Below are 13,080 nucleotides of genomic sequence, written 5' to 3' on the forward strand. Positions count from 1 at the left end.
GTGATTAGCAAATGGAAAATGAATACGATTCGTGTCAAAATCGTTGTTTACTTTAGTATTATTTTTCTGTTTGTTCTATCATTATTAGGGATCATAACCTATCGATTCATGTCAGATAGGCTAATCACAGAAACATATGCATATACGCAAAAAATCATTGATGAAAAACGAATAAGTATGGACACTTACTTTAACCAAATAAAATCCTTGGTGGAATTGGTCGCAGCGAACTCGAATTCGATCGGGCTAGTAAGAGAAGAGTCATCTGACAATTATGAACGCAAACTGTACTACAGCCGGGAAACCGTCAGCTTGATGCAGAATGTCGTCAATTTCAATCCGCAAATCAAAGAGATTGGGATTCTAAATAAGGATGGGCAAATCATCGAGGGTGTCGGTAAAGCAATAAATAAAGGCTACAATTTTTACAATCAACCTTGGTTTGAGAATAAAAAGTATCCGCTCTTTAAAGTAGAGTTCATTGGCGTCCATCCGCAGGATTATTATATTCACCCCGAAGAAGGAGTCAATGCACTCAACCAAAAGGTAATTTCAGCTGTCGCACCTGTTGTTGATTTTTTCAAGCCTAGTGAAATGATGAACTCCATGGTCCTATTCAATCTGAAGGTGGATAATCTGGATGGTCTATTAAATAAGCCTACGCTCGAGAAAACAGGGTCCCTGTTTATTCTGGATCATGACAATAAGACAGTGAATCCTATTCCTTCCCAATTCAAATCAAGCTTGCAGGAAATTCAGAATATAAAATTTAAAGATGAAGAAGGTCGGATGACCGTAAAAATTCAAAATAAAGAATATGCGGTTGCATATCAAACATCCAACGTAACGGGGTGGAAAATTGCTGCTTTCATCCCGCTAGATGAGATTTTCAGTCATGTTAGTCCAATTAAGAAGATTATCATTGTCATGATCATTATTTCGCTAATCCTAGTCTTACTTACGTCGATGTTACTTTCATCAAAAATTACCAAACCGCTTATGACGCTAATGAAAAAGATGAAGCGAATAGAACAGGGCCAATTCGATATTGTTCTGTATGACTCGAATGGTACCGAGGAAGTTCAGCAGCTTAGTCAGCGCATGGATAACATGATTCAGAGCATTCAGCAATTAAATCAGGATGTATATTCGTATCAGTTGATAAGTAAGAATATGGAGCTTAAAGTGTTGCAGAATCAAATTAACCCTCATTTCTTATTCAACACCTTGCAATCGATTAAGGCATTGGCGGTACTGGAGCGCACAAAGGATATAAGTATGATGGTGACGCAAATCGGACTTATGCTTCGTTATGCGATCAATAATATGCAGGAAGTTGTGACGATCAAGCAGGAGTTGGACCATGTTCGAAGTTATTTGGAAATTCAGAATTTCAGGTACCCTAATCAGATTACGAGCGAGATTTGTTGTGATCCGAAATTGCTTGGAGAGCCCTGCCTGAAATTTACGCTTCAGCCTATTGTAGAGAATATTTATTCCCATGCTTTTGAACATCATGATCAAGGGCGCTTTAAGATCGAAATTCATCCTTGCACCCAGGGAATTCAAATAGAAATCTCAGATGATGGAGTAGGGATTCCGCCTGAGAGATTAAAGGATATCTGCCGAGATTTGCTAGATCATGTTGAAGGTGATTATGATGGTGGTGTTGGATTACGCAATGTTCACCAGCGACTTATTCGTAAATATGGAGACCAATATGGTGTATGGATTGAATCGACATTGAATATCGGAACTACGATTACGATCATTTTCCCGAGGGGAGACAATATAGACCATGAGAGTTCTATTGGCTGATGATGAGGTTCTGACACTGAGTATGATGGAAAATTTAATTGATTGGGAAGCGCTATCGCTTCAAATTGTCGGAAAGGCTACGGATGGCCAGCAAGCGTTGGAACTGATTGCAGCAAAGAAACCGGATATTCTGATCACCGATATTCGAATGCCCCGGATGGATGGATTGGAGCTTATTAAATCTGCCAATGCCATATACCCTGACTTGAAAATGATTATTATGAGCGCTTATGGAGAATTTAATTATGCGGTTGAAGCGCTGAAGTATGGTGTGATGGGTTACTTGTTGAAGCCTGTGGATGAGCAAGAACTTATTGGTTTGCTCCGAGATGCCATGATCGAAGTGGAACGATTGAAGGAAATGCATGAATGTGTATGGCGGGATCAGGAGATGCAGCAGGAGATGTTGATAAGAGACTTTTTGTTAAGTCACCTTCAATCAGACTCGAATCGAGTAACGGAGTTGCTGCGAAATCATACCGATCTATTGCAGCCCTACCGTGTTGTGAATATCCGTGTTGAAGGGAACAGCTACGAGGAGCAGCTCTTATGGGAATACGTGAGGCAAATTCGAGATCGTGAGATAACCGGGTATGGAATTTGGAATAAACCTATTAAGATTCTTGCGGCTGAATGGGTGGTCATGATTCAAGAAGAGGAATTTAACACCATCATGGAAGAATTGAAATCAAACGCAATGAATCAGAGTGTCACCTATATTATTGGAATTAGTAAAGTGAAACAGAGCTGGGAGCAGTTGTGGGAAGCCTATCAAGAAACCGTAGAAGTGACAAGACTGCGATTTTACTTGGCTGATCAATTTATATTTGATAGTGAAGAATTGCTGCAGCACCGGGAGGAAGCGCATTACGATTGGAATGAAATGAACTGGATGGAAGAGATTACAACGGCCATTCTGGCGTCAAATATAAGCAAAGGCCATGTGATGCTGGATCAGTTGTTCGAACATATTAGCGATGCAGTAGGAACTGAACCGGAGCAGATGTACGAGCTGTGCTACCGTATGATGATGCAGCTGAAAATGCGGTTATGGGAAATGAATTGGGATCAAGCATACGTATATGTGAATGGAATAACCTCATCTAAACTACATCAGTATAGAACATGGATTGAGCTGAAAAGGTTTATGAGCCAGCTGGTTGCGGATATTGTTGCCTCCAAAGAAAATCAATCCGTAAACAGTCAGCTGATCGATAAGGCGAAATGGTATATAGCGAAACATTATAACGAGAATATTACGTTGGAAGCGATTTGCGGCTATATTGCCGTAAGCAAAAATTATTTTAGTTCCTTGTTTAAGAAAGAAACGGGCATGAATGTGTGGGATTACGTGACGGAATTGAGAATGGAGCAGTCTAAGAAGCTCATCGTGCAGACGACGATGAAAAACTATGAAATTGCAATAGAGGTCGGCTACGATAATCCGAGCTACTTCACCAAGATGTTCAAGAAAACGACAGGATCCTCGCCAAATGAATACAGAATGCTAGTCAAGGAAAAATTGGTGTAAGCGTAATCATGAGCATAATATAGTGCTAGAAAAAGCGTAACTTCGTATCAATGGTTGCGCTTTTCTTCATATACAATAGGTCTTGTAAGCGTTGTCGAAATATAGAACAAACAGAATTATTAAATGGGGAGGATTTTATGAAAAAGGTACTTACAATGTTAACGCTCGTGTCTCTAATGTTTTCCGTCTTCTTGACGGGATGTGGCAATGCAAAGAATGAAGGCAGTACATCGAATGCAGGAGATGCCAAAGCAGGGGAAAAAACAGTAACCAAAATCAAAATTATGGGATTTAATGCTGAAAATACGCGGAAAACGTATTTGGATTTACTTCGGACGAAATTCCCTGAATACGACATTGAATATCAATTCGTAGAGAATAGTCAATATGAAAATATTTTGGGCACGTATTTTGCAACCGGCGAAGGACCGGACATTATTGAGGGTACGGATTCCAAGTTTGCCTATTCCGGTTTCTTAGAAGATTTATCAGGACAGTCTTTCGTACAGAAGTATCATGATACAGGTCTTAAACCATTTACCTTTGATGGTAAGGTATACGGCATTCCACTTCAATCTTGGTTCGAGGGTATTTGGTACAACAAAGAGATCTTTGAGAAAAACCATCTGAGTGTACCAAAAACGTTCGATGAGTGGATGGATATTCACGATAAACTTCGTGCAGCCGGGATCAAGCCGCAAACCATGGGCGGTAAGAGCTGGGAGCCTATGATGAAGCAGTCAGCGGCTGTCGTACTAAATGAATTTTATTCCAAAGAAGAGAATAAGAACTTTGATGAGGAATTCGGAAAAGGAACGAAAAAATTAAGCGGAAATTGGACGGAAGGCTACAAAATTTGGAGCGAGACCGTTAAGCGCGGCAATGTCACCAAAGAAATGTTGGGTTATGAGACTGAACAGGCCGAGAGTGAATTTGCTACAGGCAAAGCAGCGATGTATGAATCCGGTCCTTGGTCTTATGAAGCCATCATGAAGAAGAATCCGGATATCAAGCTGGGAATGTTCCCGATTCCTGGGAAGGAAGCAGGTCCAGGCTGGTTGATCGGCGGTCCAGGCAGCTCCTTCTCCATTAATAGCAACAGTAAGAATAAAGAAGCTGCGTTGAAAATATTGGAGTTTACTTCAACACCAGAAGCGCAAGAAGCACTCATTAAAGATAATTTTGGTACATCCTTCTTGAAAGAGATACAGTCGAATACTCTTCCAGAACAATATGCCGATAGTGCTGAAGCGTTCAAATTAGGACATGTATATGCTCCATGGCCTAACTGGGGAGTGCTTGCGGGGAACTCCGTCATTATCGAACTAGGAAAGCAATTGCAAAATTATATTGTAGGCAGCACGGATATTGATAAAGTACTAGCAGAAGCAGATAAAAAAGCAGATGAATTCAGAAAAGTAGCTCAAAAGTAAGAGAATTAGAACAGGAGTGTGTACTGATGAGGTTCACACTCCTGTTCTATCGAAATGAGGTGTGGATGGTACGTGGGAACAAATCGATTAAATACGAAGCGTAACCTGATATTTACAGCATTTATTTTACCAGCATTAATAGGATATCTAATATTCTATATTCTCCCTATTCTTTTAACCTTCGTATACAGCTTAACAGATTGGTCATTATTTAAACCTAAGATGAGCTTCATTGGCATGGAGAATTTCACTAAGTTATTTCAAGATACCGATGCGCTAACAGGAATCAAGAACTCGGTCATGTATGCAGTCCTGATGACCATATTTCAGAATGCACTCGCGATCCCGCTCGCTATTGCACTGAATCAGCAATTGAAGAGCAAGAATATATTGCGGATGATCTTCTTTGCACCGGCCGTATTAAGTCCATTAATCGTAGGTTATTTGTGGTCTTACTTAATGTCTTCGACAGATTATGGTCTCATCAATCAATTGCTTGGTTATATTGGACTTGGACCTATTAACTTCCTGGGTGATCCGAACATTGCGCTTATCTCCGTGATCTTTACACAAGTATGGCAATGGACCGGGTACGCGATGATTATCTATCTGGCAAATCTCCAGAGTATCTCGACGGAAATGTATGAAGCTGCGAATATTGATGGAGCGAATAGCTGGCAGAAATTCTGGAAGATGACGCTGCCTATGCTTATTCCGTCGATTACATTTAATACCGTCATGAGCATGATCGGAGGTTTAAAAGTATTTGATGTTGTCTTCTCTATGACGAAGGGTGGACCTGGTCATTCGACAGAAACGATCGTTATGACCCTAATGACCAAAGGGATTTCCGAAGGGCAGTATGGTTATGGATCCGCATTCGCAGTCGTATTCTCCATCATGATCATGATTGTCGTAATGATACAGCTTAAAGTTCTGAAAAGATGGGAGGATAAAGTGTTTTGAATATGACGATGGCATCACCTCAGAAGAAAGCACGCTCCTCTGTTTTTTCTAAGAAGAAACGGAATACAATATTGTTGGAAATCATCATGATAGTATTAGCGATCTTCATGCTTATTCCATTGTATTATTTAATAGTAACGACCTTCAAAACAGGTGAGCAGGCTGCGGCTTCCCCGCTGTCATTACCAACGAATCTCGATTTTACGACCTATATCAACGCATGGAATACGATGAATTATGCCAGAGTTCTTCTGAACAATGTAATCATCGCGTTCTTCTCTGTTGCTGGCATTGTATTGCTGGCATCGATGGCTGCATATGGGTTGGAACGAAGAAAGACCAAGCTGACGAATGGGATCTTCGTTCTGTTCATGATTGGCCTGATGATCCCTTTTCAAGTTGCTACGATTCCTTTGTTCCGTTTAGTTAAAAGCTTCGGACTAAATGATACATTGCTTGGGGTTATTCTCATTAATATATTTATCCAAATGCCGTTTAACATTTTCCTGATGAAGAACTTTATCAAGACGGTACCGATGGAGTTGGAAGAGTCCGCAGCCATCGATGGCTGCGGAACATGGCGTACATTCTGGAAAATTGTATTTCCTTTATTGACACCTATTATTGCTACACTTGCTATTCTGGCTTCATTAAGCGTATGGAATGATTTTTATATTCCGCTCTTGTTCTTACAATCTCGTGAAAAAGGGGTTATTCTTCTGGAGGTTTATCGGAATATCGGCCAATTCTCCGTGGATTGGACTTCATTCTTCCCGATGATGGTGCTTAGTATTTTACCGCTTCTCATTTTGTACTTATTTATGCAGAAGTTCATTATTCAAGGGATTGCGAGCGGGGCAGTAAAAGGATAAATAGATTTTTTGGTAGGATATGAGGAGGGGCCTCTTATGGCAAAGACAGCAGTCAAAACCGTACATGTTATCTATAAAACACATCTGGATATTGGGTTTACAGACTTGGCGGCCAAAGTCGTGGATCAATATATGAATCAATTTATTCCGAAGGCGTTGGACTTGTCTGAACAGGCCATGCATCAGGATGGTCATCGTGAATTCATATGGACGACAGGATCTTGGCTCATTTATGAATATTTAAGAACAGCGGCACCGTCGGATCGTCTCCGGATGGAACAAGCTATTCAAGACGGACGAATTGCATGGCACGGACTGCCTTTTACAACGCATACAGAACTCATGGATCCTTCACTCTTTGAATTTGGATTGTCGCTTTCTAACCGATTGGATAAGCAATTTGGAAAACAAACGATTGCAGCTAAAATGACAGATGTCCCTGGGCATACGATTGCGATGGTCCCTCATTTGGCGAAATTCGGGATTCAATACTTGCATCTGGGGGTGAATCCGGCATCCAAAACGCCAAGTGTTCCCGCGGTGTTCCGCTGGCAAGCTTCGGATGGGTCCGAAGTGATCGTCAATTACGCGGACAATTATGGTAAAGTCTTAGAAATTGACGGGTTGGAGGATGTGCTCGTATTTGCACATACGGGCGATAATTGCGGCCCTCCGTCCCTTGAAGATATACAGTCACAATTGGAAAGCTTAGCAACCCAATACCCGGGAGCGGTCATACAGGCCTCGACGCTGGACGCTTTTGCGGAACGGCTGATGACGGTGCGTGACAAGCTTCCGATTATTAAGGATGAAATCGGCGATAGCTGGATTCATGGCGTAGGCAGTGATCCGCTTAAGGTATCTTTATATAGGGAGCTTCTTCGCTTACGAAGTCACTGGATCGACACGGGGCTACTAGACATGGAAAGCGAAGCTTATTATCGCTTTAGCGAGCGGTTGATGCTTATACCAGAGCATACGTGGGGAATGGATGAGAAGAAGTATCTTCCTGACTTTGAACATTATTCGGTGACAGATTTTGAAGCAGCAAGAAAAATCGACCGTGTACAGCCCAACGTTTCACGTAAATACGATTATATCGGGGCTTTTGCCATGGATGAGCTAGATGAGCGCTCCTCTGATTTATTTAATGGCGGGGCTGCGTCGAAATCCTACAGCTTATTTGAAAGCTCTTGGCAGGAACAGCTTGGATATATCCAGCAAGCGATGGATGCATTGCCTGTTCATTTACAAGATGAGGCCAAATCGGCACTTCAGAAGTTATGCTGTTGCGAGATTCCGCAAGAGCAGGTGGAAGAAGCCATATCTCTTGTCGCTGGTGAGTGGTATCGCCTCGGCACCTTTGACGTTCGATTTGCAGCAGACGGTTCTGTGAATGGCCTTAAGGACATGCAAGGGAAAGTATGGGCAGATACCAAGCACACGATTGGATCATATCGGTATGAAACGTTCAGCAAAGCGAATTATGACCGCTGGTTTGAGGAGTATTTAGAGAATATAAGCGTGACGCATCCATGGTCAGAGGGGGATTTCGGCAAGCCGGGCATGGAATTTGCTCTGCCTAAGTCGGTACACCAGTTTCATACCCCGATTTTGAAAAGTTTACAGCATATGAGCTCTTGCTCTGAGGATTGGGTCATTGTAAGATTAACCATGCCTTCCAATACCGTGGAAGTTACGGGAGCACCTAAGGAGCTTGTACTGAAATATACTTTTTCGAAATCATGCGACCTTATGGATGTCACCCTGCTGTGGAAGGACAAAAAAGCGTTTAGATTACCAGAAGCAGGATGGATGTCGATCAACTTGATTGTAGATAATCCCAACCATTGGGAGCTTGGGAAGATGGGGCAGTGGCTGTCTCCGCTGTTCGTTGTGAAGAATGGCAACCGCAACATGCATGCGGTACAAGAGGGCGTAAGATACTTAGGAACCAACGGACATGTGCAGATCACCACCTTGGATGCTCCGTTAGTATCGCCAGGAGAGCCAAGACTACTTCAGTTCGATCAAACGTTTGCCTCACTGGATGGCGGGATGCATTTTAATCTACATAACAATGTTTGGGGAACCAATTTCCCAATGTGGGTTGAAGGAGATGCGCAATTCCGATTTACGTTGGAGTGGATTAAATAGGTTGGTTGTAACTTTTTCATATAGCAATATTCTATCGAGAGGCAGGGACGAGTATCGCTCTGCTTCTTTTTCTGTGCCATGCATGGCGATGATCCGTAATTTTAGGATAATTATTCAATTCAAAACCAACGAATCCAGCAAGCAAGGATTAGCTTTGACGGAAGAAGGGGAAATACAAGATGAAATTATTAAGTTTAAGTCGTTTAACGCTAAATAGCATCATAATCGGCGAGGTTGCTGGGCTTTTGACATGGAGCTTTTTAGCTGTTACCTCTTTAACGACCCGCCGAGGGCCGATCTATTAAGAAAATGACTTATTCGGTCTCAACTGTAGAACTAAAACCTTAAAATCCGAACAAAGTTAATCATGAAATCCCCTCTAAAGATTTGATCTGACCCCCTGATTCAAGTAAGATGATGCTAACGAGGCTTACTTGCACGGCTACAATACTGACATTAGAATAGAGAACCAACAGAAGGGCGATCATTATTCACAGTCGTCCTTCTCGTTATATGTTCCTATCCTTTGTAATGAATTTTGATCTCTATCCCTGCATTATTATCTCCGATTCTTTTATATTCCACATGATCAATAAGAGAAGTCAAAAGGTGATTAATCTCCTTCGTTTCCATTTTTGTCGTACCAGTTAATATTTCTTTTAATCTGTTCAATGTATTTTGTAACTTATCTATCTGATCATCCTTGGACACAGCGCCTAATCGCTCCAGTTGTGTCTCTGACTGCTGTCTGTGAGCCTTTAACTGTTTAATCTCTTTTTGTGCTTCTTCCTCCGTGTATACTTCTGCAAGAAAGCCTTGTTGAACCTTTTTGATCTGTTGATCAATCTTCTTGATCGCAGATGTCAAGATAGCTTTCTCATCAGCAGGATTGGAATCGTCCATCTTCATATTGGCCTTTACATCCTCAAGATATTGTTCCAACTTATCAACGTATTGAGAGAAACTCGCGTAGAATACTTTTTCGAATAGCTCCAACCTAACACCTTTATTTGCACAGACTGTATACGTTCCATCATTCGCGTATATTCTTGTTTGACAAGATGTTATTCTGAGTTCCTTACCTTTTCGTTTTTGGAAGCTGTGAGTTCTATTACAGAGAGCACATTTAATTAGACCAGTGAAGTTGACTTTTCCAATCCGCGATGATGGTGCCTTGGTCAATCGACTTTCTCTAATATCCCTTGCTGTTTCCCAAACTTCTATGGACACTATAGGCTCATGTGCGTTCTCAATGACGATTTGTTCAGTAGCCTCGGTCTTAAACTGTCTTGGAGCGCCTGATGGCTTTTTGCTCGTCTTTGAAACTTTGGTTTTTCCGAAAACGACTGTTCCTTTATAAACTGGATTAGCCAATACGACCGATATTCTCGCCTTGTTCCAGCTTGAACCGCTTGGGGTCAATACACCCTCTAATTCAAATATTCTTTCAATATCTGTTGAAGTTTTCCCTGACAGGTAAAGAGTGAATATCCGTTGAATAATTGGTGCATGTTCGTTATGATGTAGCTTCTTGGTTTTGTGATCGTAGTTGTAACCTACAGGAGTTTTGCCACCTACCCAGTTTCCCTCTTTGGCTGATTGTCGCTTACCTCGTACTAGCCTTTTCTTGATGTTTAAATATTCCTGCTTTGCTACAACGGACATCATATCGGACATCATATCATCTTCTTGAGTGCTGTAGTCATATACTTTGGATGTTGTGACTACTTGTACGCCATAGTTGGTAAGGATTTCTTTAATCTGACCAAAACCACCTGTATTTCTGCTTAACCTGTCTTGGTCTGTAATGACAATAGCGTCATATTCGTATGTCTGCACCTTGGCAAGCATTTTATTTAGTTCGGGTCTATTAATGTCTTGAGAAGAACCCACCTCAGAGAACACTTCGAATGTCCAATCGTTCTTTACGCACATTTCAATAAGAATGCTAAGCTGTCTTTGTAACATTTCATCCGTTTCATCAGGTCTACTTTTGCGACTGTATACTGCCACTTTCTTAATCCTGCTCAAGCGAATCACCCTTTAGTAAATGAACTTATAATGTAATTTTATCATAGTTGCATTATGGTGTCGATCTATAAGCTGACCAAAGATGCGACGGTAGAGATGATGAAGGAAGCTGGGCTTTCAGAGATGTATGCGCAGCATGACCGTGGTGTATTCTACAGTAACTCGTCAGGCGTACCGTTCACAACGGCCTATATCCAGGCCAAAGGCGATCCATTGGCTGACTTATACGAAGACATCGCAGCGGAAGAGAAAGCACGTGCGACCTATCAATGGCTTATTGATCTAACGGATGATGTCGATCTGCAGGATAGCTTGAAATTCCTTCGGGAGCGCGAGATCATCCATTCGCTGCGTTTCCGGGAAGCGGTTGAGATTATTAAAGCAGATTGGAATACGAAACGGGTATTTTAAGATAAAACATTTGTAAAAAAATACCTCTAGTCAAGCCGTATAACTTATGATAAAGTAAATAACTGTCCGGTAAATACGGAATTGATATGAAGGCCCGTTGGTCAAGGGGTTAAGACACCTCCCTTTCACGGAGGTAACAGGGGTTCGAATCCCCTACGGGTCACCATTTTTAACAACATGCGGACGTGGCTCAGCGGTAGAGCATCGCCTTGCCAAGGCGAGGGTCGCGGGTTCGATTCCCGTCGTCCGCTCCATAACTTCATAAGCCGGTGTGGCGGAATTGGCAGACGCGCGCGACTCAAAATCGTGAGGGAAACCGTGGGGGTTCGAGTCCCTTCACCGGCATTGTAACGAAGAGTTCATCAGGATATCCTGATGAACTCTTTTCGTTTTTATTTTTAAGGCATTCGTTCATGTCTTGCGCCCTTCGGCAGACGCCATTCCTACGAAAAATATATTAGTAAGCAATACCCACACGTGATTTTATATAATCATTACTGTTTATTTGCTGATATGTAAATTCGGCTGTATCCGGCACAGAAATTTGAACGCCACCCTCTGGCAAAAAATCACGTTCAACGCGGTATTTCCCCACACGTTCTCCATCAGGTAAATACGTAGGACAGACAATTGTCCAATCGTATGTCGATCGTTTGAGGAGATCATACATTTTATGATGTTCTTGGGCTGCACGAGTGGAGTTGCGTTTAGACTCGCTCGACTGATAACGCAGTAAATGAGGTGAGGTACGGCTTTGCAGGATACCAGCAGTTCCTACAGTAATTATTCGTTTTATCCCCTCGTGTTCCATTGCTTCCATAATGAGCGGCATACTTTCTGATAATGTATTTGTACCATCTGTATTCAGTGCACTAATGACCACGTCAGTTCCTGAAATGGCGTTAAGGAGATCGTATTTATTTAATACGTCACCTTGAATAATAGTTAAATTTCCGTTCTTAACTTGAAGCTTCTCTGGCATGCGAACTAGCGCTTTAACATGGTGGTTGTTATGAAGAGCATGAGAGACGATATGGCCTCCCACTCGCCCCGTTGCTCCCAAAATTAAAATGTTCATAGAGTACCTCCCTAATGCTGTCAGGAAAATCGTGTTTTAAACCCCGCCAACAGCGCATTTTCCATTACAGTTACCCCATTTTACAGCGAAGTCGCGCATGAGGGAAGTACAAGATCACAAACTCATTCCTGAAAGTTATGGATTGCACAAACACCATATGTTTGGATATATAAACTCACTCCAATGATTGATATACTAGCGAAACACGTTAACAGTATAGGAGTGGTTAAGAATGAATGAGGTTCGTTACAAAATAAGAGAAGTATTGGACCAAGACAGAATAGAAGCTTTCCTCCGTAAAGCAAGAATTGGACATCTGGGTATGGTTGATGGTCAACTGCCTTACGTTGTTCCGCTCAATTTTGTGTGGACAAACGGAAAGCTTTATTTCCATGGAGCTACGGGTGGGAGACGCAATCAGGTCATGAGTACGAACCCAGAGGTATGTCTTACGGTTTGCGAAGAGTATGGAACCATTACCGATCCGGTGCCAGCCAAGACGGATACTGCGTATATGAGTGTCATGATTTTTGGCAAGGCAGAGCCCATCGTCGACCTGGACGAAGCTACACATATGTTGCAGGAAATGATTAATAAGTATGTACCCAGTTACTATAACCGTCCATTATCCAAGCAGCACGTAGACAAATACAGATCTGCTGTATTCGGTGGGCCAGTTCAAGTGTACCGCATTGATCCCTACCATATCACGGCAAAGGAAAATCCAATCGAAGAAGAAAAAATGTACAAACCTGAAAAATTAATTTAATGGAAAAAAGAGGG

9 protein-coding genes, 3 tRNA genes and 1 pseudogene are annotated in these 13,080 nt (G+C 41.9%); 11 read left to right on the forward strand and 2 right to left on the reverse strand.

The genetic code is table 11. The annotated features are described in order from the left end of the window. The 6 genes from AC3WU2_RS13180 (at position 1) to AC3WU2_RS13205 (ending at position 8,777) form a co-directional block, all read left to right on the forward strand. Positions 1-1,818, forward strand: coding sequence for a cache domain-containing sensor histidine kinase (locus tag AC3WU2_RS13180; protein ID WP_492454786.1), 1,818 nt, complete (start codon positions 1-3; stop codon positions 1,816-1,818). After that, positions 1,799-3,349, forward strand: a complete 1,551-nt coding sequence (locus tag AC3WU2_RS13185; protein WP_492454788.1) for a response regulator — start codon at positions 1,799-1,801, stop codon at positions 3,347-3,349. The genes AC3WU2_RS13180 and AC3WU2_RS13185 overlap by 20 nt, the downstream gene beginning before the upstream one ends. Positions 3,350-3,486: 137 nt before the next feature. Beyond that, positions 3,487-4,782, forward strand: coding sequence for an ABC transporter substrate-binding protein (locus AC3WU2_RS13190; RefSeq protein WP_492454790.1), 1,296 nt, complete (start codon positions 3,487-3,489; stop codon positions 4,780-4,782). 237 nt (positions 4,783-5,019) lie between these two features. Continuing rightward, positions 5,020-5,748 carry a carbohydrate ABC transporter permease gene (locus AC3WU2_RS13195; protein WP_492454793.1) on the forward strand — a complete coding sequence of 243 codons (729 nt, stop codon included), beginning with the start codon at positions 5,020-5,022 and terminating at the stop codon, positions 5,746-5,748. Between the two features lie 2 nt (positions 5,749-5,750). Beyond that, on the forward strand, positions 5,751-6,620 hold the full coding sequence (locus AC3WU2_RS13200; protein WP_492455303.1) for a carbohydrate ABC transporter permease: 870 nt from the start codon (positions 5,751-5,753) through the stop codon (positions 6,618-6,620). A gap of 36 nt (positions 6,621-6,656) precedes the next feature. After that, entirely contained in the window at positions 6,657-8,777 is a 2,121-nt protein-coding gene (locus tag AC3WU2_RS13205) for a DUF5054 domain-containing protein (protein ID WP_492454795.1), read from the forward strand. A gap of 519 nt (positions 8,778-9,296) precedes the next feature. Here AC3WU2_RS13205 and AC3WU2_RS13210 read toward each other — a convergent pair. Beyond that, on the reverse strand, positions 9,297-10,790 hold the full coding sequence (locus tag AC3WU2_RS13210; protein WP_492454797.1) for a recombinase family protein: 1,494 nt from the start codon (positions 10,788-10,790) through the stop codon (positions 9,297-9,299). A gap of 69 nt (positions 10,791-10,859) precedes the next feature. Between AC3WU2_RS13210 and AC3WU2_RS13215 the strand changes: the two are divergent. The 4 genes and pseudogenes from AC3WU2_RS13215 to AC3WU2_RS13230 form a co-directional block, all read left to right on the forward strand. After that, positions 10,860-11,219: pseudogene (locus AC3WU2_RS13215) on the forward strand (manganese catalase family protein); the annotation flags it as partial. A gap of 91 nt (positions 11,220-11,310) precedes the next feature. Next, positions 11,311-11,385 (forward strand) — tRNA-Glu (locus AC3WU2_RS13220). Positions 11,386-11,398: 13 nt separating this feature from the next. Beyond that, positions 11,399-11,473 (forward strand) — tRNA-Gly (locus AC3WU2_RS13225). 11 nt (positions 11,474-11,484) lie between these two features. Next, positions 11,485-11,564: transfer RNA gene (locus tag AC3WU2_RS13230), tRNA-Leu, on the forward strand. A 112-nt stretch (positions 11,565-11,676) separates the two neighbouring features. Here the strand turns inward: AC3WU2_RS13230 and AC3WU2_RS13235 are convergent. Continuing rightward, on the reverse strand, positions 11,677-12,297 hold the full coding sequence (locus AC3WU2_RS13235; protein WP_492454799.1) for an NAD(P)-dependent oxidoreductase: 621 nt from the start codon (positions 12,295-12,297) through the stop codon (positions 11,677-11,679). A 232-nt stretch (positions 12,298-12,529) separates the two neighbouring features. Here AC3WU2_RS13235 and AC3WU2_RS13240 point away from each other — a divergent pair, with 232 nt between their 5' ends. Then, positions 12,530-13,066 carry a pyridoxamine 5'-phosphate oxidase family protein gene (locus AC3WU2_RS13240; protein ID WP_492454801.1) on the forward strand — a complete coding sequence of 179 codons (537 nt, stop codon included), beginning with the start codon at positions 12,530-12,532 and terminating at the stop codon, positions 13,064-13,066. Positions 13,067-13,080: the final 14 nt, after the last annotated feature.

The sequence above is a fragment of the Paenibacillus sp. EB106-05-06-XG162 genome, from assembly GCF_058791655.1.